Origin of the sequence: Gluconobacter sp. P5H9_a (assembly GCF_018812085.1) — a bacterium.
Taxonomy (GTDB): domain Bacteria; phylum Pseudomonadota; class Alphaproteobacteria; order Acetobacterales; family Acetobacteraceae; genus Gluconobacter.
Genome location: NZ_JACRVW010000004.1, coordinates 1 through 25,365 on the forward strand (window position 1 = coordinate 1; position 25,365 = coordinate 25,365).

Annotated in this window: 23 protein-coding genes and 1 tRNA gene; 13 read left to right on the plus strand and 11 right to left on the minus strand. The window is 55.1% G+C overall.

Annotated elements, in window-relative coordinates; genetic code table 11:
• Window positions 1-23: 23 nt before the first annotated feature.
• Window positions 24-100, plus strand: a tRNA-Met gene (locus KP708_RS05535).
• 63 nt (window positions 101-163) lie between these two features.
• On the opposite strand, the gene KP708_RS05540 is transcribed toward KP708_RS05535, so the two are convergent.
• Complete coding sequence (locus KP708_RS05540) at window positions 164-271, minus strand: superoxide dismutase family protein (RefSeq protein ID WP_215749390.1); 108 nt, start codon at window positions 269-271, stop codon at window positions 164-166.
• A 105-nt stretch (window positions 272-376) separates the two neighbouring features.
• Here KP708_RS05540 and KP708_RS05545 point away from each other — a divergent pair, with 105 nt between their 5' ends.
• Window positions 377-1,306 carry a glycosyltransferase family 2 protein gene (locus tag KP708_RS05545; protein WP_215749388.1) on the plus strand — a complete coding sequence of 310 codons (930 nt, stop codon included), beginning with the start codon at window positions 377-379 and terminating at the stop codon, window positions 1,304-1,306.
• 10 nt (window positions 1,307-1,316) lie between these two features.
• On the opposite strand, the gene KP708_RS05550 is transcribed toward KP708_RS05545, so the two are convergent.
• The 3 genes from KP708_RS05550 to KP708_RS05560 all read right to left on the minus strand — a co-directional run bounded on the left by KP708_RS05550 (window position 1,317) and on the right by KP708_RS05560 (window position 5,843).
• Complete coding sequence (locus KP708_RS05550) at window positions 1,317-3,224, minus strand: DUF6311 domain-containing protein (RefSeq protein ID WP_215749386.1); 1,908 nt, start codon at window positions 3,222-3,224, stop codon at window positions 1,317-1,319.
• Window positions 3,225-3,723: 499 nt separating this feature from the next.
• Window positions 3,724-5,592: a ferrous iron transporter B gene (locus tag KP708_RS05555; protein ID WP_215749385.1), complete on the minus strand. Its 1,869-nt coding sequence runs from the start codon at window positions 5,590-5,592 to the stop codon at window positions 3,724-3,726.
• A gap of 8 nt (window positions 5,593-5,600) precedes the next feature.
• The gene (locus KP708_RS05560; protein ID WP_046900211.1) at window positions 5,601-5,843 is read right to left on the minus strand and encodes a FeoA family protein; all 243 of its coding nucleotides are present in this window, start codon (window positions 5,841-5,843) and stop codon (window positions 5,601-5,603) included.
• Between the two features lie 264 nt (window positions 5,844-6,107).
• Between KP708_RS05560 and KP708_RS05565 the strand changes: the two genes are divergently transcribed.
• Window positions 6,108-6,449: a metal-sensitive transcriptional regulator gene (locus tag KP708_RS05565; protein WP_371822678.1), complete on the plus strand. Its 342-nt coding sequence runs from the start codon at window positions 6,108-6,110 to the stop codon at window positions 6,447-6,449.
• A gap of 24 nt (window positions 6,450-6,473) precedes the next feature.
• On the opposite strand, the gene KP708_RS05570 is transcribed toward KP708_RS05565, so the two are convergent.
• The 4 genes from KP708_RS05570 to KP708_RS05585 form a co-directional block, all read right to left on the minus strand.
• Window positions 6,474-6,755, minus strand: coding sequence for a hypothetical protein (locus tag KP708_RS05570; RefSeq protein WP_215749384.1), 282 nt, complete (start codon window positions 6,753-6,755; stop codon window positions 6,474-6,476).
• A gap of 25 nt (window positions 6,756-6,780) precedes the next feature.
• The gene (locus tag KP708_RS05575; protein ID WP_252347310.1) at window positions 6,781-7,530 is read right to left on the minus strand and encodes a copper resistance protein B; all 750 of its coding nucleotides are present in this window, start codon (window positions 7,528-7,530) and stop codon (window positions 6,781-6,783) included.
• Window positions 7,531-7,550: 20 nt separating this feature from the next.
• On the minus strand, window positions 7,551-9,347 hold the full coding sequence (locus KP708_RS05580; protein ID WP_215749382.1) for a copper resistance system multicopper oxidase: 1,797 nt from the start codon (window positions 9,345-9,347) through the stop codon (window positions 7,551-7,553).
• A gap of 85 nt (window positions 9,348-9,432) precedes the next feature.
• Window positions 9,433-9,837: a hypothetical protein gene (locus KP708_RS05585; RefSeq protein WP_215749380.1), complete on the minus strand. Its 405-nt coding sequence runs from the start codon at window positions 9,835-9,837 to the stop codon at window positions 9,433-9,435.
• Window positions 9,838-10,137: 300 nt separating this feature from the next.
• Here KP708_RS05585 and KP708_RS05590 point away from each other — a divergent pair, with 300 nt between their 5' ends.
• The 4 genes from KP708_RS05590 to KP708_RS05605 all read left to right on the plus strand — a co-directional run bounded on the left by KP708_RS05590 (window position 10,138) and on the right by KP708_RS05605 (window position 16,972).
• A complete protein-coding gene (locus tag KP708_RS05590) occupies window positions 10,138-10,350 on the plus strand; it encodes a heavy-metal-associated domain-containing protein (protein ID WP_215749378.1) in 213 nt (70 codons plus the stop codon).
• Between the two features lie 74 nt (window positions 10,351-10,424).
• Window positions 10,425-12,821 (plus strand): TonB-dependent siderophore receptor, encoded by a 2,397-nt coding sequence (locus KP708_RS05595; protein ID WP_215749376.1) that lies wholly within the window; start codon window positions 10,425-10,427, stop codon window positions 12,819-12,821.
• Complete coding sequence (locus KP708_RS05600; protein WP_215749374.1) at window positions 12,808-14,523, plus strand: SbmA/BacA-like family transporter; 1,716 nt, start codon at window positions 12,808-12,810, stop codon at window positions 14,521-14,523. Before KP708_RS05595 ends, KP708_RS05600 begins: the two co-directional genes overlap by 14 nt.
• A gap of 79 nt (window positions 14,524-14,602) precedes the next feature.
• Window positions 14,603-16,972: a heavy metal translocating P-type ATPase gene (locus KP708_RS05605; RefSeq protein ID WP_215749373.1), complete on the plus strand. Its 2,370-nt coding sequence runs from the start codon at window positions 14,603-14,605 to the stop codon at window positions 16,970-16,972.
• On the opposite strand, the gene KP708_RS05610 is transcribed toward KP708_RS05605, so the two are convergent.
• Entirely contained in the window at window positions 16,966-17,643 is a 678-nt protein-coding gene (locus tag KP708_RS05610; RefSeq protein WP_215749371.1) for an alpha/beta hydrolase, read from the minus strand. The two genes, KP708_RS05605 and KP708_RS05610, sit on opposite strands and share 7 nt — an antisense overlap.
• Before the next feature lie 127 nt (window positions 17,644-17,770).
• The gene (gene cysK, locus KP708_RS05615) at window positions 17,771-18,766 is read right to left on the minus strand and encodes a cysteine synthase A (protein WP_215749369.1); all 996 of its coding nucleotides are present in this window, start codon (window positions 18,764-18,766) and stop codon (window positions 17,771-17,773) included.
• A gap of 307 nt (window positions 18,767-19,073) precedes the next feature.
• Between cysK and KP708_RS05620 the strand changes: the two genes are divergently transcribed.
• From KP708_RS05620 to KP708_RS05640, 5 genes are all read left to right on the plus strand, one after another.
• Complete coding sequence (locus KP708_RS05620; RefSeq protein ID WP_046900203.1) at window positions 19,074-19,268, plus strand: hypothetical protein; 195 nt, start codon at window positions 19,074-19,076, stop codon at window positions 19,266-19,268.
• A 119-nt stretch (window positions 19,269-19,387) separates the two neighbouring features.
• On the plus strand, window positions 19,388-20,338 hold the full coding sequence (locus KP708_RS05625) for an ABC transporter permease (RefSeq protein WP_215749367.1): 951 nt from the start codon (window positions 19,388-19,390) through the stop codon (window positions 20,336-20,338).
• A complete protein-coding gene (locus KP708_RS05630) occupies window positions 20,335-21,318 on the plus strand; it encodes an ABC transporter permease (protein ID WP_046900201.1) in 984 nt (327 codons plus the stop codon). Before KP708_RS05625 ends, KP708_RS05630 begins: the two co-directional genes overlap by 4 nt.
• A complete protein-coding gene (locus KP708_RS05635) occupies window positions 21,308-22,261 on the plus strand; it encodes an ABC transporter ATP-binding protein (RefSeq protein WP_215749365.1) in 954 nt (317 codons plus the stop codon). The genes KP708_RS05630 and KP708_RS05635 overlap by 11 nt, the downstream gene beginning before the upstream one ends.
• Window positions 22,258-23,187: an ABC transporter ATP-binding protein gene (locus KP708_RS05640; protein WP_215749485.1), complete on the plus strand. Its 930-nt coding sequence runs from the start codon at window positions 22,258-22,260 to the stop codon at window positions 23,185-23,187. The genes KP708_RS05635 and KP708_RS05640 overlap by 4 nt, the downstream gene beginning before the upstream one ends.
• A 9-nt stretch (window positions 23,188-23,196) precedes the next feature.
• Here KP708_RS05640 and KP708_RS05645 read toward each other — a convergent pair whose 3' ends face one another.
• Window positions 23,197-23,811 (minus strand): LysE family translocator, encoded by a 615-nt coding sequence (locus KP708_RS05645; protein WP_086634204.1) that lies wholly within the window; start codon window positions 23,809-23,811, stop codon window positions 23,197-23,199.
• Between the two features lie 112 nt (window positions 23,812-23,923).
• Here KP708_RS05645 and KP708_RS05650 point away from each other — a divergent pair, with 112 nt between their 5' ends.
• Complete coding sequence (locus KP708_RS05650) at window positions 23,924-25,360, plus strand: PLP-dependent aminotransferase family protein (RefSeq protein ID WP_252347256.1); 1,437 nt, start codon at window positions 23,924-23,926, stop codon at window positions 25,358-25,360.
• Window positions 25,361-25,365 lie beyond the last annotated feature (5 nt).

The window sequence follows — 25,365 nt, forward strand, 5'->3', positions numbered from 1 at the left end:
CACACCAACATCACATACACCACCGCGGGGTGGAGCAGCCCGGTAGCTCGTCAGGCTCATAACCTGAAGGCCGCAGGTTCAAATCCTGCCCCCGCAACCACACCAATACAGTTCTAAAACCCCCGCTCTCTCACCGAGACAGCGGGGGTTTTCGTGTTGCGCCCTACCGAATCACACCACAAATCACGCGAGACCCCGAGCCCCCAATCGGCTGACTCTTGTAATCATCAGAAAACGCATGAACGACTAGCATTCGTCCGTTAATGAACATAATATTTTGTTGACATCTGTAATAAAACCTATCAGAGAATTGTTATTCGAATAATAAAAATCCCCTCTCTTTTGAAGATTGTTGAGACTTCGAAGGATGTAATGTGTGTTGAAGACTATTTCCTTGATCGTTCCTTTTTATAATGAAGAAGGTGTGATCACAATTTTTGCAAATAAGATCATTCCTGTTTTAGAAAAAATTCCCTCAATAGAGTGGAAGATCGTCTGTATTGATGACGGAAGCAGTGATGCCACACTCGCTCAATTATTAGATCTCTCACAAAAAGATCCTAGGTTTCGAATTCTCGAACTATCTCGAAATTTTGGTAAAGAAGCAGCATTAACAGCCGGGTTGGATGCTGCAGATAGTGATGCTGTTGTTATCATTGATGCTGACCTGCAGGATCCTCCTGAGGTGATCTCTCAGATGGTAGAGGCTTGGCGCGCAGGGGCTGAGGTTGTATTGGGGCGACGTGTCGATCGTTCCACCGACAGCACTCTGAAGCGGAAGACAGCGGCTTGGTTCTACGAGCTTAACAGTAAAATCTCACATATCCAGATCCCCGAAAATGTTGGAGATTTTCGGTTGATGGACAGATGTGTCGTGGATGCGCTCAAGCGGCTTCCGGAGCGCCAGAGATTCATGAAAGGTCTATTTGCGTGGGTAGGCTTTCGCACCGTTACTGTTGATTATGCGCGGTTGCCTCGCTCAGCTGGAACGACAAAGTTCTCAGGTTTTTCACTTTGGAATTTTGCTTTAGAGGGCTTCACAAGCTTTTCAACTATTCCCATACGTCTTTGGACTTATCTTGGAACAATGGGAGCTTTATGTGCTCTCGTGTATGGTTTCTTTATTGTAGTTCGTACAATTTTCTGGGGTAATCCAGTCCCAGGATATGCGTCTCTTTTTGCCGCTATTACTCTTTTTAGTAGCGTTCAAATTATTAGCATTGGGATGTTGGGAGAATATATAGGGCGCATCTATATGGAGACTAAGCAGCGCCCTATTTATGTTTTGAGGAAAACCTATAACTGATATTATTTCTTCAGTTTGGAGTTACTATTTTTACGCTTGAAATTCCAATTCCTAAAAAACGTGGATCTGTCGGCAAATGCACTGGGTGATCAATATCCAGTTTTAGGTGAATATTTTCGGTAGAAAGTGTGGGAATTGTTACAGAATATTCTGATTTTTCTGGGGATACAGACCACTCAGCTAAAACCTGGTCATGTAAGGACACTTTTACTTTTTTCGTTTCTCCTGGTGCCGCCTGCAAATTCAGAATCACTGTAACCGTTTTTGTGTCTTTAGGTACGGGAAGAAACAGAAAGGCTTGGCGTCCTTCATTCCACGTTCCCCAATCCTCCGACCCGGACCAACCGCTTTCCAGAAGCTCTGTGTGGAGCGGGTAATTTGATGACGTGAAAATTGTCTGATTGAGAGGCAGTGGTGTTGAGGACGGTACAGAGGGTAAATTTAGATTTTTTTTGGCGCAGAGAATGAGAGTGTTCACTGCTCCGCAACTGGCCTGTGTACGGTCAATCCAAGACGATGCATTTGCCAGGCGGTGCGGGCCATTAAGAATGATAAGGGTTGTATCGTCGAGATAGTGGGGATTTTCTTGGGCCAGATGGCATGCGCCTTCCGGCAGTGAACGAGCCGTATACATCGTGTTGACGGACGCGTTCTGATAAGCGGCTGCATAGATAAGCGGCATATCCTCTTCAAGGCTTGTGGCATCACATTCAAGGCGAGGATAAATTTCAACATGCTCAAAGGCATGCATTATTTCAAACAAATGACTATCAGCCGCTAATGGAGGGCTTAGCAACTGAGCCTCAGCCATGCGGTCAGACTGACGTAAATCGCGTGTGTCGACCCATTGCAAAATAGCAGCCAGACTGAGGAGGACAGGCCCCCCCCGAGGCCATACCTTGCAGACGCCCCAGACTGCTCCAAGGAGAATGACATAAGCGACTGGCCAAAACATACGTCCTGATGAGCGCATTTGTTCAGCGCCAGGAACCATGATGTGCGTCTGGAAGAGCAAAGTATGAAAGAAGTATATTCTATTGGAGAGAGCAATGACTGTCAGAGCCAGACAGGCAAGCAAAAGACCAATATTTCGGGTCATGCTCTGACGGAAAAGGGTCCATCCTTTTTTGCGACATAAAAGCATGGCCAGGAGAAAGAGAAGGCCGGCTCCGAGATACTGATATCCCTCGTATTGGCCCCCGGTGGCATCAGCTTCTGCTTGTGTAGCCTGCAAGAACAGGCTGGACCGGGCCGGCCAGAACGGTGATGCGAGGTTCATGGAGTAGATTCCATAGCCCCCTCCGCTGGCGCCACCCCAGTAGCCCAAAACTTTTCCTGCCAGCAGAATGCTTGCTCCAGCTGCCAAGGCTGCTGCTGCGCTGGACCTACATGCTTTCCAGCGTTTTTCTCTGAAGAAAATGGATAATGGAATTGCACCCAGAAGCGCTCCTACCATCACCATCAGATAAGGATGCACCAGAAGGGTCAAACTTGTTAGCGCTGCCAGAACCCACGTAGGCTTGGAGGAGCCCTGCGGCTGAACAGCTCTGAAATACAGCCCTATGGCGAGAAGAAGAAGCCAGTGGGCGCAAAGGGCAGTGTGGCTAGTTCTGGCCAAGAACGTTGGGAAGCAAGCGCTGAGTAAACTGACGACTATGGCAGGAAGCAGACGTTTCTCTCCCATCGACCGTAGTGCGAACACAGCGCAAATGGGCTGAAGGCACCAGCATAAGGCGAGAAATAACGTTATGCCCTGCTGCATTCCGGGAAAGAAAATATGCAGTGCTTTAAGAAACAGAGCCTCGAGCGGGATGCTGTCTGTCATGGCGATATTGGTGCCAGCAGGAGCCACCAGACGGTCTGCAACAAGGAGAGGAAAATGCCAGTCCTGCCTCAGGAAGTAGGCTTGTCCGATCATGTGCTGGATGACATCCCCTCGGGCTGCCTGAGCCACAGGAGGAAGCTTCCCGGATATTAAGGGAAGAGGAAACGTCCATAAAGCCAGAGTAATGCCAAGAAGAAGGGGAAATATATAAGCTTTTGCCCGACTAAAGACTGAGCTCGGTAGAAAATTGAATTTGAACAAGAACTTTTACTCTGAGCTGGGGACGGTCAGAGTTTTGTACGGGTATTTTGTAGGGAATACAAAGTTCCGGTTTGTCTAAGGATTTGGAAAACACAGACCTGCACATGAAGCAGTGTCGCTGAAATCTAAGGGAGGCGCCCTTAGTGACAACCTCCTGATTTTCCACTGCAAGCTTTGCAACTGCTGCACCCTTTTGATGGGGCCGGAACAGGTGTGTGTGTCTGAAAGCCGCACGCATTTTTCAGGCGCCCCCAGCTCACTGGAAAGAGACGTGCATACCAGTAGAGTGCTGCAATACTGACTATTAGCATGGCAACGATTGTTTCAATCATCATGCGTCTCCTGCGACAGCCTTGGTGACATGATAGACGATAAAGGCTGCGACATATGCCAAACCAAAAAGATACGCTGTTGCTCCCAGAACGACTTTCATGGACCGGGTTTCCCGTCGCATGACAGCCAGAGTCGAGATGCATTGCGGCGCATAAACATACCACGCCAGAAGCGAGAGAGCGGTAGCAATGCTCCATTGGCTTGAAAGAAGTGGCAGAAGCTTTGCGGATGCAGCGTCTTCACTCACCCCGAGTGCATAAACTGTTGCAAGCGCGCTGACGGCGACTTCACGAGCAGCGAGGCCAGGGATCAGGGAAACGCAGATCTGCCAGTTGAAACCGATGGGAGCAAAAATCGGCAGCATCAGGTGCCCAATCCGGCCCGCAAGGCTGTAGTCAATAGCCGCACCGGTCGCACCGGCGGGGGGAAGCGGGAAACTGGATAGACCCCAGAGCAGGACATTCAGCGATACAATGATCGTACCAACCCGTGACAGGAACATCACGGCACGCTGCCACAGACCGAGCGCTAGGCTCTTGAGATTAGGGCGCCGATACGGCGGGAGCTCCAGAAGGAGTGGATGTTCTTCTGATTTGACGCCACGCGTCATGATGCGGGCGGCGATGATGCCGCTGACGATCGCCAGAGCATAGAGCCCAAACAGAACCAGCCCCTGAATTCCAAAAATTCCGAGAACTGTTTTGTGCGGGATGAATGCGCCAATCAGCAGTGTGTAAACTGGCAGACGGGCGGAGCACGTCATGAGTGGAGCAATCAGAATCGTGACCAGTCGATCCCTCGGGTTCTGGATAGTGCGTGCGGCCATAATGCCGGGAATGGCGCAGGCAAAGCTGGAAAGAAGCGGGATGAAAGACCGGCCACTCAGTCCCGCCAAAGCCATGACGCGGTCCAGAAGGAATGCTGCACGGGGCAGATATCCAGATTCTTCCAAGGCCAGAATCCACAGGAAGAGAATCAGGATTTGCGGTAGAAAAACAATGACTGTTCCTGCGCCCGCGATAACGCCATCAGCCAGTAAGCTCCGCAAGACACCGTCAGGCAGTGGCCTGAGGATGAACTCCCCAAGCATGGTAATGCCACTTTCCAGAGCATCCATGAGGGGTTGGGCCCAGGCAAAGACTGTCTGGAACATTACAAACAGCACGACCAGCAGAATGACCGGGCCCCAGACTGGATGCAGGAACCAGCGATCCAGCCGATCGACTAACCTGGCATGACCAGCAGAGCGATCCGTAACATAAGCCTGAAGCAGACGTCGGACTTCGGCATGAAGGTCCGCGTCCGGGGCAAGCGCTTTTGGCGGGGGTGGAAGAGGACGGTCCAAGGCTTCCAATAGAGGCTGAATACCCTGCCTGTTCAGGCTGATGACAGGCACAATTGGCATGCCGAGTTCTTGCTCAAGCCCGGCAATATCGATGGTCATGCCATTGCGCTTGGCTTCATCCATCATATTGAGTGCAACGATTACGGGGACTTCAAGCTGACGAAGTTCCAGCAGAAAGCGCAGATGCAGCCGAAGATTGGTTGCAGAAATAACGCTGATCAGAAGTTCAGGACGTTTTTCAGTACGGTGCTGACCCAGACAGACATCGCGCGTGACATCCTCATCCGGGCTCGTAGAGGCCAGACTGTAAGCCCCAGGAAGATCCAGAACGCGGATCGGGCGACCTTGCGGCGTGGAGAAAAAGCCTTCTTTTCGCTCGACAGTGACGCCAGCGTAGTTCGCTACTTTCTGACGGCTTCCGGTCAGTTGGTTGAAAAGCGAAGTCTTGCCGCAGTTCGGGTTTCCAACAAGGGCAGTCTGTAACACATGAGTCGTAGGAGACGGCGAGGCGGGAGACGTCATTATGATGGTCAGACTGGGCGGCGCAGAACAATACGCGCTGCTTCTCCTTTGCGGAGCGCAAAACGGGACGTGCCAAGACTAACAGCAATAGGGTCTGCGCCGATTGGACCGGTCGCCACAATTTCCACTCTCTCGCCCGGAACAAAGCCAAGTTCACCGAGGCGGGCAGAAATGGGGTCTGCCAGTGTCAGCTCTTCGACCCGATCAATAATGGCATGATCTCCTTTGGAGAGTGTATTCAGATACCACATCAGTTTCTTATCCCAGTGCCTCCCAGCTCTCCCTTGGGCGTGCTGGCCGTTTCCCTAGATAGGCTCATCCGGCGGGAGCGAAAAGAGAGAGATGAGAATTATTTGCATCCACAGTTTACTTATTGACTGTGGGCCTCAGGATTTTTCTTGCGTGATATCATGTGGGCCGCCTCAAGAACGCCAGAAATAGCCCGTCTGATATGAGCGTGGAGATGCTATGAACGCCTTCGCATGACCGCAGAGGAGCCGTGACCTATGAAGAGTATGACGAGAGAAGACGAGATTCCGGCAGACGGCTGTGTGCATTGTGCCACCAGTGAGGCACCCGGTGAGAAGCGCGTTGAACAACCTCAGAAAAAGGCGCTGCTGAACCGCATTCGTCGGATCGAAGGTCAGGTTGGTGGTATCCTGAACATGGTTCAGGATGACCGTTACTGCGTTGATATTCTCACACAGATCTCTGCTATTAAATCCGCGCTGGATGGTGTTTCCATCCAGATCCTGTCCACGCACGCCAATGGTTGTGTCAGGAAAGCCGTGCAGACGGACGGCGGCGAAGAGGCGATTGACGAGCTTTTGCAGGTCGTGCGCCGGATGATGCGCTGACGCCTCTTCTTTTCACCGCCGGATTTAGCGGTCCTGTGTCGCGTCTGGTGCTGAATCAGCAGGAGCGTCCATGCTCATCGCCTGACAGGCCTTGAGCTGCTGCTGCATCTTCGGGGCCAGGGGCTTGTTCTGCGTCTTGAGGGTTTCAAGGCGCTCGCAGAGTTCCATCTGCTGATCCATGGTCAGGCCTGCCAGAGGATCTGCCTTTACGGCCACTGGTGCCTTTGGTTCGGCTGTGTGGCTGGGGGCAGCATATGCCGCTGTGGCGAACAGAAGAGCGGAAGCAGTGAGAAGAGCTTTTTTCATGATGAGAACTCCTGAAAAGTGAAGATCAGAACCAGCTTCTGATACCGAGGCTGAAGCGTACCGAGCCGGGCTTCTCGCCCTGATCCCGTACGATCCTGCGGGCCTGTGTCAGATGGCCGGAATATGTGACGCCCACATAAGGCGCGAACTTTCGCCATAGCTCGTAACGAAGCCTGAGCCCGGCATCGACGTCTGACAGGCCTGCGCCTGCCTGTCGGGCTGGATCAGACTTCGTATAGAGATTGAACTCCGCCTGAGGCTGGAGAATAAGGCGATTGGTCAGCAGGAAGTCGTATGATCCCTCGACGCGGGCACCAAAGCGCCCACGATCACTGACATACCCTGTGGCCTGAAACTCGAACTGGTATAAGGCCAGCCCTTGAATACCGAAGGCCCCCCACGTCCGGGTCGGGCCATCATCCAAGTCAACACGCACGCCGCCTTGAAGGTTCCAGTATGTGGAAATGGCACGGCTGTAGAGAATATCCTGCTGGCCGTCGCTCAGGTGTCCTTTCTCAAGCGTGCCTTCAGACTTGATCCAGAGTCGGTCATAATCCGTGCCGTACCAGACTTCACCGTCCCAGCGGAAATCAGTGCCGGCGGGGGCATAGCGCCCTTCTGCCTGCTCCAGAATGCCATGGAACCAGCTGCTCTGGTCCATCATCACGGGCATGATGTTGCCAAGATGCGTGACCGCGCCCGGAACCGGAGCATCCGCGGCGTGATACTGCGTGGTGTCTTCGGCATGAGCCATCCCGGTTCCAGCCAGAAGCATGGTTGCTGCCCATGCGGCTTTCATGACACCACCACGGTGCGAAACATGCCCAGATCCATGTGATAGAGCAGATGACAGTGATAGGCCCACATGCCGGGACTATCTGCCGTCACGAGATAGCTCATGCGAGATCCCGGTTGTGAAATGATGGTGTGTTTGTAAGGGCGATAATCGCCTTGTCCGTTCTCCAGTTCACTCCATAGGCCATGCAGATGGATCGGGTGTTCCATCATGGTGTCATTGATCAGTGTGAAGCGGACGCGCTCTCCTTTTTTCAGGCGGATTGGTCCAGATTCCGAAAACTTTCGGCCATTGAAGCCCCAGATATAACGATCCATGTTTCCCGTCAGATGCAGGATAATCTCACGTGATGGAGGCCTGCGGTCTGCACCCGGTCGTGTCGCGCGAAGCTGCCCATAATTCAGGACGCGTCGGCCATTGTTTTCCAGCCCATCCCCTGGGCTGTTTGTCCGATCAATCGGCATCATTGCGACGTTCTGGTTTTCGACATTAATCGGCGGCGGCCCAGGATCGTCGATTTCCATTTTTGGCATGGACATATGCCCCATATGGCTCATGTCCATGTGAGACATATCCATTCCAGGCATGTTCTTCATGTCCGTGCCATGGTCCATTCCGGGCATCGTCATGTGGTCCATGCTCTCTCCCGGCTTCATGTTGCCCATACCCATGTCGACCATGGTGCGGACGGGGCGTGAATCCATGGGCGGAATCAGTGCACTCATGCCCGAGCGAGGCGCCAGTGTGCCGCGGGCAAAGCCTGTTCGGTCTTCGCTTTGAGCAAAGATCGTATAGGCCCGGTCTTCCTTGGGCTGAACGATGACGTCATATGTCTCCGCCACGCCGATGCGGAATTCATCAACCGGAACTGGTTCCACGTCGTTGCCGTCCGCCTGAACGACGAGCATTTCGAGCCCGGGAATCCGCACGTCAAACAGCGTCATGGTGGCGCCATTGATGAAGCGCAGACGCACACGCTCGCCTGGGCGGAACAGGCCGTTCCAGTTCATGTCTGGCGCGTTGCCGTTCAATGTATAGGTGTAGATAGCGCCTGAAACATCCGCGATATCGGTTGCGGCCATGTTCATCCGGGACCAGGCAAGCCGGTTCTTCAGAGCGGCCATGGCGCTCCCTGCGTCACGGGCTTCTTTGGGAAAGGATGCGGCCGTGCGTTGACGGAAGACGTAATAGTCATCCTGCATTTTGAGATTGCTGACGATGTCATGGGGCATGACATCCGTCCATTCTCCCAGAAAGATGACATAATCCCGGTCGCAGGCATTCGGATCAGGACGAATGGGGTCAATGACGATGGCGCCATACAGTCCCATCGCTTCCTGCATGTTGGAATGGCTGTGATACCAGTATGTGCCGCTCTGATGCAGGCGAAAGCGATAGCTGAAAGTCTCGCCCGGTGGGATGCCCGCAAAGCTCAGGCCCGGCACGCCATCCATATTGGACGGGACGCGGATGCCATGCCAATGGATCGACGTTGTTTCATCCAACGCGTTTGAGACGTTCAGTGTAACGGTTTCGCCCTGTTTCCAGCGCAGGATGGGGCCAGGCACTGTTCCGCCAATATTGGGGGCGTGCATGGATTTTCCATCGAGAGAAATATGCGTTCGGCTGACCTTCAGATCCCAGATATTGGAAGGGGTTGAAGGCAGAAGGCCTGTAGACGTGCGAGTGCTCGCTTGTGCTTTGTGAGGCAGGGCGCTTAGGCAGGCTCCCGCACCGAGGCTCGTAACAAAACGCCGCCGCGTCAGGGGGCGTATGGGGTCGAATGAATTGGACATCAGCTGAAAACCGGGAAACGGTGCAGGAAAACCGGAGCGCACGGATGCACACTCCAGCCGCAGCAAAGCTGCGGATCGGGTCGTTTCAGGAAATCAGCTGTTTGGGGGGAGGGGGCGTCGGAATCCAGTCTGTTCCAGACAGCGATGTGTGGCCGGTTTGGGCAAAGCGTCTGGCAATCGCAGGGTGCGCCGACAACGAGGGTGTGTTCGCAAGCGTCAATAGAGGCTCAGCCGACACGGAATGGATGTGGCAGCAGCCCTGTCCATGCCCCGCGTGGTGATGATCATGGAGAATGGGAGTTCCGAGGCCCGGCATACTGTGCTTGTCGCAGGCATCAGACGTCTTGTGTGTCATGGATGCGCAGTGCGGCATGGCCATGGCGTGTGCCCGTGATGCTGCATGCGCCGGAAAGGCACCAGCCATCAGTCCCACCTGCATCAGCAGGCAAGCAATGATGCCAAGCCATGTCCGGGTATGCGTTTTGAGCATCACAGATCCCTGTCTTCCACAGGCGTCTGGATGTCCTTTCGCCTGCCTCCTGCAATGACCCTATACCCAGGCAGGGAATGAATGGAAGAGAGATTTCACCCACAGGGCATACACAAAAAGGAGGAAGGCAGGATTTCTCTTGGATACCCCCCATCCGTACACATTATTTAATACGTTATATTAACGATTTTAATTTCAAAACCGCCCGGAAACCGCATAGGAGAAAAACATATACCCAACAGGGGTATGAAAGAATCGCAGTATTCCAAGGATACTGAACAAGCCGGAAGGGAAATGACCATGACGCAGACCGCACATCTCAAAGTGGAAGGAATGTCCTGCGAAGGATGTGCCAAGCGTTTGCGCGAGGCGCTGGAACACGTGAGCGGCGTCTCATCGGTTACAGTCGTACTGGCCGGGGGGCAGGTTACGGTGGCGTACGATCCCGACGTGGCAACTCCTGCGGGGCTGGCTGAAACTGTTGAAGAGACAGGGTTCGACCTGGTTTCCTAGCGCGTCGCCTTCTCTTTCAGAGAGGCGCACGGTACACAACACCCGGTTCAATCTGTGAAACCAGTCCGGGTGTCATGCTGCAGCGTTATATTGTCAAATCGAAACAAATTGTGCGGCAGAGTTATTTTTTCTGGGCAGGTTTTATGACACATCACGGCATCGACGCATCCAGACGTTTCCTGAAGTTCTCGGTATCCGGGTCTGCCCTTCTTTGCGGGACTGTCCTGATGGGCTCCGTTCCTGATGCTCAGGCTGCTGAACGCGGAGAGAAAACACGCCAGAAAATGTCCCATTGCCGCATTCAGCACAAAGATGCGGGGGGACGGCAGGTCTGCGGGAAGCCGATGGTTTCTCCGGAAACTACAGCAGCTATTGCTACAATACCCGTGGCCCAAAGCCCCGATCTGGCCTCGACCGTAGACGGCGGAACAGAGAACCTGCGTGTTTATGGAACGCCACGCTCCTATACCGCACCCGCCGTAGAGGCATGGGGTAAAACGCTCGTCGCATTGAAGGATATTCCGCACTCTATTTCTGTCATCACACAGCAGCGCATGGAAGATTCCAACATGCTGACAATGACGGACGCCATGCGGCAGATCAACGGCATCCGCGTTCTTCCCGGTTCTACCGCCAACAGTAATTTCTATTCACGCGGCTATCAGCTCACGACGTCCATCGATAATACGCCGAACGCTGCTGGAACGCTGAACAATGCAAGCTTTGACCTGTCCATGTTTGACAGGATCGAGGTTATGCGCGGGTCGGCCGGGTTATTACAGGGCGCTGGCGGAGCTGGCGGCGTTGTCAATCAGGTGACAAAAAAGCCCGGCAAGGATTTTGCTGCAAGCGGAAGTGCCTCGGTTGGTAGCTTCAATAATTATCGCGCCGATGTTGATCTGACCGTTCCGCTCAATCGCTCCAAAACGCTACGGTTCCGTACGGCCGACGTCTTTCAGGACAACGATTACTTCTACAAGTATGCCCATAATCGGATGTGGCAGGCCTATGGCGCCTTGGAATGGGACATTACACCGTCCACCACATTCCTTGTGTCTCATGCGGCCCAGAAGCAGAATATTGATGCACCCTATTACGGGCTCCCCGTCACGACCACGCGGACGCTCTGGTATGGCGGCCGGGATGCGAACCCTACACCTCCCTGGGGTTACAGCAATTACACGACCCAGCAGACGATCGCCTCGTTGACGCAGAAGCTCTGGGGCGACTGGAGCGTCACAGCACGTGGGACATTCTACGACCAAAGCTACAACACGCTTTATAATGAGCCGTGGACCAACATTGATACCCAGACAGGGCGCCTGACCTACAAGGACGCTGGAAACTTTCCATACCGAGGTACGAACACCTCCAGATCTGCGGACATCTACGCAACAGGCAGCTTCCGCCTTCTGCACCGGACGCATCATTTGCTGCTGGGCTTTAATTATAACGCCTACAACACACATGTTGCCTACGGAGCTGTAAATTCAGATGCGCTCTACTCTGATGTCAGCATCAACAATACGGCGGTCGTAAAGAAACCGGCCGCAGGCAGTATTACCTATAATCCGGCAGACGGGGCTGAAGGCACAGACGACAATGCTTATCAGTGGGGGTTCTATGGTCAATTGCGTCTTGAACTGATCCATCATCTTTCGCTGATTCTTGGCGGCCGGGTGTCACGCTTTTCCGAAAAGACGCGGGATGGCAGTCCGTCTCCGGAAAGCCCATGGAAAACCACGGCGAATATTCATGGTCAACTGACGCCCTATCTCGGCACGGTGTATCAGATCACGCCCAACCTCTCCTGGTACGCCAGCTATGCCAGCATCTTCACACCTTCTGTGGGGCGGCTGACCTTCAACGGAGAAGGTTTGACGCCACAGCAGGGCAATCAGGTCGAAACGGGTTTTAAAGGCGAGTACTTCCACGGGCGCCTCAACATCTCGACAGCCCTGTTTCGTATGGAGAGTGTGAACCAGCCTGTGCAGGACCCGGATCACACCAGCTTTTACATCACGACCGGCCCAATCCGTCGGCAAGGCTGGGAAGCGCAGGTGGATGGCCAGATCCTGCCGGGACTGGATGTCTCCATCGGATACACATATCTGGATACCAAGGTTTCCAACCCGAAAGTTTCAGACTTCGGGGGTGTTTTCTCACCGCATCACATGTTCAAGTCCTGGGTGCATTACAATGTGCAGCAAGGTCGTCTGAAGGGACTGAACTTTGGCGCTGGGCTGGACGCATACAGCAATCTTCGGGGCAGTTATGCCACGACAGTTCAGGGCGGTTACATGACGCTCGACAGCGTCATTGGGTACCGGTTCAACAAGCATCTCAAACTTCAGCTGAACGCCTATAACCTGACAGACCGCTATTACTATGAGCGTGCCAGCGGCGTCTGGCAGTTTAACTTCCCGGCCGCTCCCCGCAGTTTCATGGCAACACTTCGTGGCACATACTGAACCCCCGACACCCCCACATTCTCTTTCTGACTGGAAGGTTCTACTCCCCTACTGGCGGTCGGAAGATCGCTGGAAGGCGCTGGGCCTTCTGGGGAGCATTATCGGCTTATCCTTCCTGGATGTTCAGGTCGCAGTGTGGTTTGGGAAATGGGACCAGACCTTTTTTGACACGATGTTCGCGTACCGTGTTGCGGCCTGCATTGCGTTGCTGCCCATTTATATTCTGATGACGTCGCTTAGCGCAGGAATGAGAGTCATCCAGCAATATATGACACAGGTGCTCTCCATGCGCTGGCGCCTGTGGAATACAAGGGTCTACCTACGCCAATATCTTTCTGATGGCGCGTATTATCATCTGGAACATGGTCAGAACCGGGCGGATAACCCGGACCAGCGTATTGCCGATGATCTGGCTCAGATGACCGTCTGGACGCTCCGCCTCGGGCTGGAAGCCATTCAGGCTGTCACAACCTTTTTATCCTTTGCGGTCGTGCTTTGGACGATCGGTGGAACGCTCTCATTTGTCTGGCATGGTTGGCACATCGTCATTCCCGGATACATGTTTTTCGGAACGACGATTTCCATTCTTCTGGTCTCGTTCGTGCTTGAAAAAGCAGGCGGCCCCCTCGTAAGCGCTAATTATCGTCAGCAGCATTACGATGCTGATTTACGCGCGACCTTGCTGGATGTTCGCCGTAACGCAGAACAGATCGCGTTCTATGGTGGAGAGGCTGCGGAGCACTTCCGTTTGTCTGAATGCCTGAACCGTATTGCCAAAAACTGGCGCAGTGTCATGACCTATACTTGGCGCGCCAATACTGTGGTCGAACTCTATACGGGTGGCGTTAATATCGTTTTGTGGGCGCTGCTTGTGCCGAAGCTGCTGGCACATGCTCTGACGTTTGGTCTGTATTCGCGAATCAATTCAGCATTCATGAATGTTCGTCGAAGCCTACAATGGTTCATCGAAAATTACACGGATCTGGCAACGCTTCGCTCCATCCTTCAGCGTCTAGGAGAGTTTGAGCGTGTTGTTGTGAGCCTTCCGGCGGGTGGCATCGTGCGGGAGCCGACAGATGCCGATGGGATTGAAATTAAAGCTCTGTCTTTGGATCGCTCTGATGGCTCTCGCATCGCGGATATAGGAAGCCTCCATATTCCTGCGGGAGAGCGATGGTTCATTAGCGGGCCATCCGGGGCAGGGAAGAGCACTATGCTACGGGCTCTCGCTGGACTATGGACGCAGGGGACGGGGCATATTTCTTTCAATATGCGCGATGCCATGTTCCTGCCTCAGCGCAGTTATGTTCCGGCTGGCTCTTTGCTTCAGGCCCTTAGCTATCCGGCAACCCCGGATCGCTATGCCCGTGAAGCCTGTGAAGAGGCGCTTCTGGCGGCAAATCTGGCGTTCCTTATGACAGATCTGGAGAATGAAGCGGCCTGGGGAGACGTGTTATCTCCGGGAGAGCAGCAACGACTGGCATTTGCTCGGGTTTTTCTTGCTCGACCGTCCACGTTGTTCCTCGATGAAGCAACGTCTGCTCTGGATGAGAAGAACGAGGCTGATCTTTATGCTCGCCTCCTTGAACGCCTGCCTCACATCACCCTCATCAGTGTTGCGCATCACGCAGCCCTTAAAGCATTTCATGGCCAGGAAATGATTCTTCGCGAAAAAAGCGTAACTGTTCAGCGTCTTTTATAATACCATATGGGGGTATATTATTCCCCTTTGTTTTGGAGCCTGTGGCTTCGCGAATTCCGTCCGCTCAGGAGAGTCCCAGATGTCACAAACGGTCAGTTTTCCAGTTGGTGGAATGACCTGTGCGGCCTGCGCTGCGCGGATCGAGAAAGTTCTGAACCGCAAGGACGGTGTTCAGGCAGCCGTCAATTTTGCGTCTGAGCGTGCGCAGGTCGAGCTGGAAGGCTCAGGCACCACAGTCGGGGACGTTATTGCCGCAGTGCGCAAAGCCGGCTTCTCGGTGGATGAGCAGAGTGTGGACTTCGCAATTACGGGCATGACCTGCGCTGCCTGCGCTGCGCGGATTGAAAAGGTCCTGAACCGCATGCCGTCCGTGCAGGGAAGCGTAAATTACGCTGCCGAGCGTGCGCATGTCACTTATGTTCCAGGCATTGTGACGCCTGACGATCTTGCGACCAAAATCGCCAAGGCTGGATTTGGGGCATCTCGTCTGGATGAAGGCAAGCGCGAAGATCCGAAGGCAAAGCGTGAAGCTGTGTGGCGTCGGGAGCGAAACCGCTTTCTGCTGACATTCGTACTTGCACTACCGCTTTTCATTGAGATGTTCGGCATGTTGCTGGGGCGTATGGAGACAGTCCCGCTTGCGGTTCAGTTTGTAAGTGCGACGCTGGTGCAGTTCGTCTGTGGCGCTCATCTTTATCGCCGGGCCTGGAATGCAGTTCGGGGCGGATCGGCGAACATGGATGTGCTGGTCGTTCTGGGAACGAGCATCGCGTATCTGTTTAGTGCCCTGGTGGCGATCCTGCACTTGCCCCAGCCAGTTTATTTTGAAGCCAGCGGTGCAATCATCACTCTGATTTCACTCGGCAAGCTGATGGAAACGCGTGCCAAAGTGCGTACCAGTGCGGGGATTGAAAGCCTGTTGCAGCTTCAGCCGCAAACCGCACATGTCGAGCGGGACGGTGTTCTGGTTGATCGTGCGGTAGCTGATATGCACACCGGAGATATCTTTGTCGTCCGGCCCGGCGAGAGTGTCCCGGTGGATGGCGAAGTGCTGGATGGTGCGTCCGATGTGAACGAAGCCATGCTGACGGGCGAAAGCTTACCGGTGCTGAAGCAGGCCGGGAGTGAAGTTTTCGGCGGGACGATCAACGCGAACGGTATGCTTCGGGTGAAGGCAACAGGTGTTGGCTCGGATACCGCTCTGGCGCGGATTGTTCGCATGGTCGAGCAGGCGCAGGGATCGAAAGCAAATGTCCAGAGACTGGCAGACCGTGTTTCCGGTATCTTTGTTCCCGTCGTTGTCGCATTCGCTGTCGCGACTTTCCTGATCGGATGGCTGGTCACAGGTTCCATGACATGGAGCCTGATTTCAGCGGTTTCTGTTCTCGTCATTGCCTGTCCCTGCTCGCTTGGTCTGGCTACACCGACGGCCATCATGGTCGGGACAGGGCGAGGGGCCCAGAATGGTATCCTGTTCCGGAATGCAGATGCGCTGGAGCAAGCCGAGAAACTTACGACAATCATTCTCGATAAGACTGGAACCCTGACGCAAGGTCGTCCGACTGTCACCCGTTTGCATCCTGCTGAGGGCGTTTCGGCTGACCGCCTGCTGGCCGTGGCCACATCGCTGGAGCAGAATTCCGAGCATCCTCTGGCTCGGGCTATCGTGGACTATGCCTCAACTCACCACGCGACGATTTCGAGTGTGGATGGGTTCAAGGCCATCCCAGGCCTAGGCGTTGAGGCACAGATTGACGGAGAGGCAGCTTTGCTCGGATCTCCGCGCTATCTCACGCAGACCGGCTACAGCCTGGATGCTCTTCCTGTGGCGGCGCTCGAAAATGAAGGGCAGACCGTAATTGCGGTCGCCGCGGGAGGACGCTTGCTTGGCATCGTCGCGTTGGGGGATGGCCTTCGCCCGGATGCCATTTCAACGGTTGCAGCGCTGAAGGCGCGTGGAATCAAGGTTGTCATGCTGACGGGCGATAATGAGCGTGCCGCAGCTGTTGTTGCGCGGCAGGTTGGCGTGGATAATTACCTTGCTGGCGTTTTGCCGCAGCACAAGGCTGAAAGCGTGACGAAATATCGTGCTGAAGGTGCTGTTGTGGGGATGGTCGGGGATGGCATCAATGATGCACCGGCCCTGGCAGCAGCGGACGTGGGCTTTGCCGTCGGGGCCGGTTCTGCCGTTGCGTTGGATACGGCAGATGTCGTGCTTATGAAGAGTGAATTGGCGGCCGTTCTGGATGCCATTTCCCTATCCAGGGCTACGCTTTCGAAGATCCGGCAAAATTTGTTCTTTGCCTTTATCTATAACGTTCTGGGTCTGCCACTGGCCGCACTGGGCATGCTGAACCCGATTGTCGCGGGTGCAGCCATGGCCATGAGCTCAGTCTCAGTCGTTAGTAATTCCCTATTATTGAACCGCTGGAAACCACATTCTCACTGAGCTGGTGTCGTGAGGCGGCGCTGAACAAAGGAGATAAAGGTTCTGGCGCCATGGCTCCAGAGCCCCAGAAAATCATTACTCCCCACATGTCCTGTCAGACCGGCATCCGTAAATTCGGCCTGCCACCGTTGTGCCAGTAGCCGGGCACGATCGTTGGAAAGCCACTGATCGTTCCGGCTGGCCATCATGGCGACGGGAACCGGAGAGGGAGCCTCTGAAAGTGGAGCAAACGCGTTGATGCGAGATGCTTCCGGGTGCGTCGTATGCTCAATATCCGCTGGCGCAACGAGGAACGCACCAGCGACATTGGAGGACTCATGCTGTGCGAGCCACCGCATGGTCAGGACCGCACCAAGGCTATGGGCGATCAGAAGGACAGGTTTTTCAGCCTGCTGAATGGCCTGCGTCAGTGCAGCGTCCCACTCTTCCGGGGTCGGGTTTTCCCAGTCTGTCTGATTCAGGCGAGGCAGGCCAAAAGCAGTTTCCCATCGGGTCTGCCAGTGGTGCTGTCCGGAACCGAAAAGTCCTGGCACGAGCAAAGGCGTGAACTGTGTTTTGATGTGATGAAATTCGGCGGCAAGAACCGTCTCTTCAGACGAGTGCTGAAAGGAAAGCGCTCGAGCACTCGCTGCTAGGTCCAGAGCAGTTGCGCGGCCAGAGAAAAGGTTCATGCCCAAAGCCTCCAGAAACCTGACCGGGGAACAATTCCCGATCAGGATTTGTGATCTGGATTAATAACGAACATAAATCAGAGTTAAATAAAATAACTATATTATAAAGTTATTTTATTTAACGTTTTTAGGCCAGTCCGTCGAAAAGCTGTGTGGAGAGATAACGCTCCGCAAAAGACGGGGCGATAACGACAATCGTCTTGCCGCGATTGGCGGTTTTCTTGGCCAAATTCATGCCAGCATAGAGTGCGGCGCCAGAGGAAATTCCGATGGGAATGCCTTCGACGGCGGCGCAAAGACGCGCTGTTGTCAGCGATTCCTGCTCTGAAACCTCAATCACGCTATCCAGTGCCCGCAGATCCAGAGTATCCGGCTGGAATCCGGGGCCAATACCCTGAATACCGTGGGGGCCGGGTTCATCACCATGTAGAACGGCGCTTTCCCGTGGTTCTACACCAAAGACCTTGATCGCCTTGTTGTGTTTCTTGAGGCCGTGCGCAATTCCGGAAGCTGTGCCGCCAGTGCCCAGTCCGGCTACAACCATATCCACTTGCCCGGCAGTGTCGTTCCAGATTTCCAACGCGGTTGTCTGCTCATGAACTGCCGGATTGGCGTCGTTTTCAAACTGACTTGGCATCCATGCGTCAGGCAGCGTTTCCATCAGCTCTTCTGCCCGGCGGATGGCACCGGCCATTCCGTCATTTGCCGGTGTCAGCTCGGTTGTCGCGCCCATGAGACGCAGCATCTTGCGCCGCTCAATGGAGGCACTTTCCGGCATGGTGACGATCAGGCGATACCCTAGCGCAACAGCCGCGAAAGCTAGGGAAATGCCGGTATTGCCGGATGTCGGCTCAATGAGGGCTGTCCGTCCCGGCGTGATCAGCCCGCGGGCCTCGGCATCGCGGAGCATGGCAACGCCAATACGGTCCTTGACGGAGCCTAACGGGTTGAAGAACTCGAGCTTCAGCAGGAGGCGTCCCTGCAGCTTTTCCTGTTCCGTCAGGCGGGGCAGTGCAACGAGCGGCGTGCCCCCGACTGTCTCCAGGAATGAGTTGTAAACCTTACCGCGCGGAGCGGCATAACCTTCGAAGGGAGCGGGGGAAGACAAGGCCTTTTTGTTCATATCATTTCTGTATCACAGGACGTGGAAAAGGGCAGGATGGAATTTGGCCTTAAAAAACGATAAATAAAAGTAATATGATATATGATTTTTTGAATCACTTATTGTTTATCGTAATATATTGACGATCCGACGTTTCATCCGTTATGAGAGCATGAACTGATCCACCGGAAGGGCATCCTGATGATGTGTCGAATGTGCTGCTGGCAACCACCGTGTTGCAGACTTTCCGCGCGCCGGAATTCTTTCTCTTTTCATTCGTAATTTCCCGACAGCACACAGATGTCGGGCGCTTTTAAGGTTCGACGTCATGCTTGGTTCCACAGTTATCGAAATCAATGGTATTTTTCTCGGCGTTGCCATTCTGGTCAGCGCAACGGGTGCGCGCCGGTTCTATGCCGCCCATGACAGCGTTCGCGGGCTGCATAACCAGACCCTGACAGATTTGTCCGCCCTGCGCCGTCTGGTCTCGCAGCATGCACGGTCCGTTCTGAGGCCGATCTGAAATAAACGATTTACGTTTCTTCCTTTACACCTCTTCTCTTCCCCTGTCGGTCCGCTAGAACGGTAGGCTGAACAGATCGGCAGATGGGAGTGTGTGTGGGAGGAAACGGTTTTCTGCGAATGATCCGCGCGCTTTCCGTCAAGAAAGGCGTTGCTCTTGCAGTCGCGGCATTGGGGCTCGTCGTTCTGGCGAGCTTATGCGCTCCGCTCTACGCCCAAATGGTGGGAGTGGACCCGTTTTCTTCCAATATCGCTGGAACCACCACACGTCACGGCCAGTTGCTGGACCTGATGCAGCCGAACGATAATCCTCTGCATCTGGGTTTGACGCCCCTGGGGCCTGACTGGTCACCGGGCGCCTATATGCTGGGTTCTGATTCCCAGGGACGGGATGTTGCGTCTCGTCTGCTGTATGGCGGTCGAAGCTCCCTGTTGATCGCGGCATCAGCCGCATTGCTGTGTCTGTGCCTCTCGGGAAGTATCGGTATTTGTGCCGGATATTTCGGGGGCTGGGTGGATGTTGTTCTGTCCCGCTTGCTCGATATCCTGTGGGCTATCCCGGTTTACCTGTTTGCCATTTCACTGTCGGTTGTAACGGTAGGGCATGGCCTTCATCTGGGGTTTATAACGCTTGCTGCCGATAGCTTTTTGATTCCCATAGGCATCATTGCGCTGGTTTATGTGCCGTATGCCGCCCGCCCATTGCGAGCCCGTGTCCTGAGTTTGTCACGCGCTGAATTTGTTATGGCTGCCCGGGGAATGGGGGCCTCGGATTTTCGTATTCTCCGACGTGAAATCCTGCCTAGTCTTGCGCCTTCGATGGTTGTTCTCGGGCCTCTCGTCATGGCTCTGTGCCTTCTGGCGGAATCGGCGTTGTCCTTTCTGTCTCTTGGTGTGCAGGCCCCCGCAGCGTCATGGGGAACGCTCATTCAGGATGGAGAAGGCCTTCTCTACACGAGGCCAATTGTCGCCATAGCGCCGGGCATAGCGATTGTCGTGACAGTGCTGGCCCTGAATGTTCTGGGGAATGCCCTTCGGGATCATCTGGATCCGAAGGGAGCCGGTCGATGATACGCAGTTTCCTGTCGCGCACCGGACAAATGGCGCTGGTGATTTTCGGCATTTCCGTTCTGGTATTCTGCATTTTCTTCGCCACTCCCGGAGCAGACCCGACTGCGCGTATCGCAGGGAGGGGCGCCAGCCCACAGGTCATGGCGCGAATCCGCGCCGAATATGGGTTCGACCGCCCGTTGCCTGTTCAGTACGTGCGGATGATGGAGAAACTGTTCGTCAGCAGAGATCTCACGTCTTTCGTCAATCACGGTCAGAAAGTCGTGCCCGAAGTGGTGTCTGCGGCGCCGGTAACGCTGTCCCTCGTTGTGTGGGCTGCCTTCTTCTGGGTTGTGGGATCTCTGGGAATTGGCGTTGCGTCCGCGGTGCTAAGGGATAGCTGGGTGGACCGGGTCCTGATGGTGCTGGGTCTGATCGGGCTGTCCATGCCGGTCTTCTGGCTCGGGGAGGTGATCAATCTGTTCACCCAGAGTCGCTGGCACGATACGTGGCTGTTTCGATGGGTGCCTCCGCTGGGATATGTGCCGCTCTCTCAAAGTCCGATCGGCTGGGCGAAATCGCTGCTTCTTCCATCGCTGACGCTCTCGGTTTCCTTCATGGGACTATATGCCCGCATCCTGCGATCAGAGCTTCTGAGCGCAATGGGGGAAGACTCCATTCGCACGGCAAGAGCAAAAGGCGCAGGGCCGGCTCGTGTCTGGCTCTGGCATGGATTGCGGCTGTCATGGTTGAGCTATGTCTCGCTCTTCGGTCTGGATTTTGCCCAGTTGCTCGGCGGCGGAGCGTTGCTGACAGAAGTCGTATTTGCTTTGCCGGGCGTGGGGCGTCTGACCTATCAGGCTTTGGCCACCCTGGATCTGCCTCTGATCATGGCGACAGTCATGTATGCAGCTGTGTTCGTTGTCATTGCGAATGCTCTGGTGGATGGACTGTATGCGCTCCTCGACCCGCGTATCAGGGATGGTCAGCATGGACGCTGAACAGTTGCTCGATATTCAAGGTCTGAAGCTGGACCTGCCCGGTGGTACGCGGCTCCTTGAAGGTGTTTCATTGCGTCTGAATGCTGGCGAGGCTTTGGGGGTCGTGGGGGAATCTGGCTCGGGCAAGAGCCTTACGGCCATGAGCGTCATGGGGCTTCTTCCCGGCCTGAAAGCATCCGGGCACATCCTCTTTTCTGGACAGGAACTGGTTAACCTCCCGGACAAGGTGATGCGTAAGCTCCGGGGCGCGCAGATTGCGATGATCTTTCAGGACCCGATGACGGCTTTTTTGCCAGTAAGGTCTATCGGGGCGCAGATTGACGAGCAGATCCGTTTGCATCATCGCGTCAGCAGACGCGAGGCCCGTGCAAGGACGGTGCAGCTGCTGGAGCGGATGGGCGTGCCCGATCCGGCTATGGCCGCAAAGCGGTACCCTCATCAATTGTCAGGCGGTCTGCGCCAGCGCGCTATGATTGCGATGGCACTCTCCTGCACACCGGCCCTGCTGATTGCCGATGAGCCCACGACAGCGCTTGACGTTACCGTGCAGGCTCAGATCCTGACATTGCTGCGCGAAATCCGGGAAGACGGCGCCGGGGTCATGCTGATTACGCACGATATGGGTGTTGTCGCGCAGGCCTGCACACATGTGGCAGTCATGTATTCCGGACTGGTGGTTGAAAATGGCCCGGTTCGGGATGTGCTGGATCGTCCCTTGCATCCCTACACTCAGGCGTTGCTAGCGGCCATTCCACCCCTGGACGGTCCCAGACCCGAACGGCTTCCAACCATTCCAGGTCAGCCGCCCACACCTGATCATCGTCCAACCGGGTGTGTGTTTGCTCCCAGATGCAGCTTCGTTCGGCCAGAATGTGCCGTGCGTCCGCCCCTGACTGAAATCGAGGAGGGACGACGCGTGGCGTGTGTCCTGTATGCGGCATGAGTGTTCTGCTGGAAGCGCGCAATCTGGAGAAATCTTACCATCTTGGCCGGGGACGTGTGCTGCATGCTGTCTCGGGTGTTTCTCTGCAGGTACGGAAAGGAGAAGCTCTGGCGCTCGTCGGGGAATCCGGATGCGGAAAGTCGACCTTGGGACGTGCTCTGATTGGTCTGACACAGCCGACATCTGGCAAGGTTATGTTCGACGGGCAGGAAATTTCCGGACTGTCCGATCGCGCAATGCGCCCCTGGCGCGCGCGAATGCAGATGGTCTTTCAGGATTCTTCTGCTGCCTTCAATCCACGCCGAACCGTGGGGGAGTCTCTGGCCGAGCCCCTCCGCATTCATCGTCGTCATGGGGTTAGGGAGCGCGTTTCGGAACTGCTTGATCAGGTGGGTCTTTCCCAGTCAGTCGCCGGGCGTTTCCCGCATGAGTTCTCCGGGGGGCAGAGACAGAGGTTGAACATTGCCCGCGCTTTGGCGCTAGGGCCGGAGCTTCTTGTCGCAGACGAGCCCGTTTCCGCACTGGACGTTTCTGTTCAGGCTCAGATCGTCAATCTGTTTGGGGATCTGCGGGCTTCTCTCGGCGTTGCATGCATCTTTATCTCTCATGATCTGTCCGTTGTCCGGCAAATGGCAGATCGGATTGCTGTCATGTATCTGGGCAGCATTGTGGAAGAGGGACACGGTCTGGACGTGCTGGACCGGCCGGTACACCCCTATACCAAAGCATTGCTGGATGCGGTTCCGCGCCCGGACCGGGCCTTGCCGCCGCCTTTGCAAGGCGACGTGCCTAGCCCGGTCAATCCGCCATCAGGGTGTCGTTTTCATACCCGCTGCCCTATTGCCCAGCCGCGTTGTGCAACAGAGCGTCCTGTACTTCAGCCGTCCGGTGAGGGACGGCAGGTCGCCTGCCATTACCCTCTGTGAAGTTGAAATTCAGCGAGAGGCCGTTTCGAAAGCCAGTGGGTAAAGGGACGCAACCAGTAAGAGAGCCATCGCATAGTTGAAGCTCCGTAACAGAAGCGGCCGATGAAGCCACCGTCTCATGCCTGCGCCAAAGCCAGCCCAGAGCGCGACGGAAGGGCAATTCACCAACCCACAGATGACGCCGGCGATGGCAAGGTTGAAGAAGAACCCTTCCTTCGGAACATAGGCTGCAACAATACCGACGGCCATGACCCAAGCTTTCGGGTTGACCCACTGAAAACCAGCAGCCTGCAGGAAGCTGATGGGTTTTCCTTTCCCATTGGCTTCGGGCGTTGCTGAGGATGTGGCAATTTTCCAAGCCAGCCAGAGCAGATAGGCCGCGCTGGCATATTTCAGGCCAACGTAAAACCAGGGCGCATGCTCGAACAGGCTTCCCAAGCCAAGGCCGAGAATAACCACCATCAGGACAAACCCCAGCGCAACCCCCAGCATGTGTGGGATCGTTCGGCGGAATCCGTGTGTCAGCCCGGAGGACGCCAGCATCATATTGTTGGGGCCGGGCGTAACGGATGCGACAAACGTGAAAAGAACGAGAGGCGCAAAAGCCTGCCAGTAAGTCGGCATGACGGAATTTCCTGTTGCAGACGGGATTATCCTGATCACTATGACAAGAATTACCGGAACAGTACCGGTACAGTTGAACAGGATTCTTTCAGACTGTTCCGGAGGTTTGACCATGACAGTAATGCCAGCTCAGCATGGGACATTTCCCCTCTGGAAGCCCGTCCGTGGTGGTGACACAACGCTGGTTGAGCAACTCGAAACTGAATTCGCCGAGCGTATAGAGACACACAGGCTCAGGCCCGGCAGCCGCCTGCCGTCAGTTCGCAAGATGGCCGAAAGCGCAGGGCTCAGTCGCTATACGGTGATGGAAGCGTATGAGCGTCTTCTGGCGCGCGGGCTAGTTTTGTCACGGCCGGGCGCGGGATATTTCGTGCGCTCACCCGTCGAGCCGCCAGTCTTTGCGGAAGCCATAACGCAGGCGCCCCCGGAGCAGTCAAAGCTCGATGTGACATGGCTTTTGCGCGAAATGTTCGGCACCGGGCAGTCTAATCGCCTGACTGCGGCATCTGGTGTTCTTCCGCCTCACTGGCTGGATGCGGATCTGATCGCCAGCGCCATTCGGGCTGCCGCACGGGAAGATTCTGCGGGGTTACTGCAGTACGGCCACCCCCAGGGGAGCCCACAGCTACGCCGACATATTGCGACCATGCTGGGCGGCCAAGGCATCGCTGCGCATCCGGATCATCATCTGCTGATGACGGCGGGTGTCACGCATGGAATTGATCTTGTGCTGAGATTGATGGTCCAGCGTGGAGATACGGTACTGGTTGAGGAGCCGGGCTGGCCTCTGATTTTTGGTCGCCTGGCTGCTTATGAGGCAAGAATCATCAGTGTGCCGCGGGGACGGGAAGGGCCGGATCTGGAGGTTCTGGAGCGTCTGGCTGCGGAGCATAAACCGAAGCTTTTTCTGATTAACAGCGTCGTTCACAACCCCACGGGATATACTCTCGGGGCTGCAGCGGCGCATGATATCCTGCGTTTGGCCGAGAAATATGACTTCATGATTCTGGAAGACGATACCTACGCGGACTTCCATGACGGAGCTGCTATTCGTCTTGCATCCATGGACCGCCTGCAAAGGGTTATTCTCGTTACAGGCTATGCCAAGACGATGGCGGCCGGTCTGAGAGTGGGTGTGCTGGCGGCGCGTCCGGATATTGTGGCGCGGCTGATGGACCTAAAACTTCTGGCCGGTTTATGTACGCCGCAGCTGGGAGAAAACGTCATGGCGCGTCTTCTGAAAGATGGACACTACGGTCGGCATCTTTCCCGGCTCCGGCAGAGGGTGAATCAGGCGCGCCAGAAATGTGCTGATGCGCTTATCGGATGTGGTCTTACGCTGCCGTATCTTCCGCCTGCGGGTATTTTCGTCTGGGCGGATTGTGGGCAGGATTCTGAGGCCGTTGCGCGGGCGGCATCTGCAAAAGGGATGCTTCTGGCGCCTGGAACATTATTTTCTCCAACGCAGGCACCGTCGAGCATGTTGAGGTTTACCGTCAGTGCTGTGGAGCAGCCCGAGCTCTGGTCTGTTCTGAAAGGTCTTCTCTGAGGCGG

Bases quoted from the DNA above. Each gene is read 5' to 3' on its own strand.
- KP708_RS05590 (WP_215749378.1), top strand. From the start codon at position 10,138: ATGACGCAGACCGCACATCTCAAAGTGGAAGGAATGTCCTGCGAAGGA.
- KP708_RS05540 (WP_215749390.1), bottom strand. From the start codon at position 271: ATGTTCATTAACGGACGAATGCTAGTCGTTCATGCGTTTTCTGATGAT.
- KP708_RS05640 (WP_215749485.1), top strand. From the start codon at position 22,258: ATGAGTGTTCTGCTGGAAGCGCGCAATCTGGAGAAATCTTACCATCTT.
- KP708_RS05560 (WP_046900211.1), bottom strand. From the start codon at position 5,843: ATGTGGTATCTGAATACACTCTCCAAAGGAGATCATGCCATTATTGAT.
- KP708_RS05625 (WP_215749367.1), top strand. From the start codon at position 19,388: ATGATCCGCGCGCTTTCCGTCAAGAAAGGCGTTGCTCTTGCAGTCGCG.
- KP708_RS05550 (WP_215749386.1), bottom strand. From the start codon at position 3,224: ATGATCGGACAAGCCTACTTCCTGAGGCAGGACTGGCATTTTCCTCTC.
- KP708_RS05605 (WP_215749373.1), top strand. From the start codon at position 14,603: ATGTCACAAACGGTCAGTTTTCCAGTTGGTGGAATGACCTGTGCGGCC.
- KP708_RS05575 (WP_252347310.1), bottom strand. From the start codon at position 7,530: ATGCTTCTGGCTGGAACCGGGATGGCTCATGCCGAAGACACCACGCAG.
- cysK (WP_215749369.1), bottom strand. From the start codon at position 18,766: ATGAACAAAAAGGCCTTGTCTTCCCCCGCTCCCTTCGAAGGTTATGCC.
- KP708_RS05580 (WP_215749382.1), bottom strand. From the start codon at position 9,347: ATGTCCAATTCATTCGACCCCATACGCCCCCTGACGCGGCGGCGTTTT.
- KP708_RS05630 (WP_046900201.1), top strand. From the start codon at position 20,335: ATGATACGCAGTTTCCTGTCGCGCACCGGACAAATGGCGCTGGTGATT.
- KP708_RS05585 (WP_215749380.1), bottom strand. From the start codon at position 9,837: ATGCTCAAAACGCATACCCGGACATGGCTTGGCATCATTGCTTGCCTG.
- KP708_RS05595 (WP_215749376.1), top strand. From the start codon at position 10,425: ATGCTGCAGCGTTATATTGTCAAATCGAAACAAATTGTGCGGCAGAGT.
- KP708_RS05635 (WP_215749365.1), top strand. From the start codon at position 21,308: ATGGACGCTGAACAGTTGCTCGATATTCAAGGTCTGAAGCTGGACCTG.
- KP708_RS05565 (WP_371822678.1), top strand. From the start codon at position 6,108: ATGACGAGAGAAGACGAGATTCCGGCAGACGGCTGTGTGCATTGTGCC.
- KP708_RS05570 (WP_215749384.1), bottom strand. From the start codon at position 6,755: ATGAAAAAAGCTCTTCTCACTGCTTCCGCTCTTCTGTTCGCCACAGCG.
- KP708_RS05645 (WP_086634204.1), bottom strand. From the start codon at position 23,811: ATGCCGACTTACTGGCAGGCTTTTGCGCCTCTCGTTCTTTTCACGTTT.
- KP708_RS05555 (WP_215749385.1), bottom strand. From the start codon at position 5,592: ATGACGTCTCCCGCCTCGCCGTCTCCTACGACTCATGTGTTACAGACT.
- KP708_RS05620 (WP_046900203.1), top strand. From the start codon at position 19,074: ATGCTTGGTTCCACAGTTATCGAAATCAATGGTATTTTTCTCGGCGTT.
- KP708_RS05610 (WP_215749371.1), bottom strand. From the start codon at position 17,643: ATGAACCTTTTCTCTGGCCGCGCAACTGCTCTGGACCTAGCAGCGAGT.
- KP708_RS05650 (WP_252347256.1), top strand. From the start codon at position 23,924: ATGACAGTAATGCCAGCTCAGCATGGGACATTTCCCCTCTGGAAGCCC.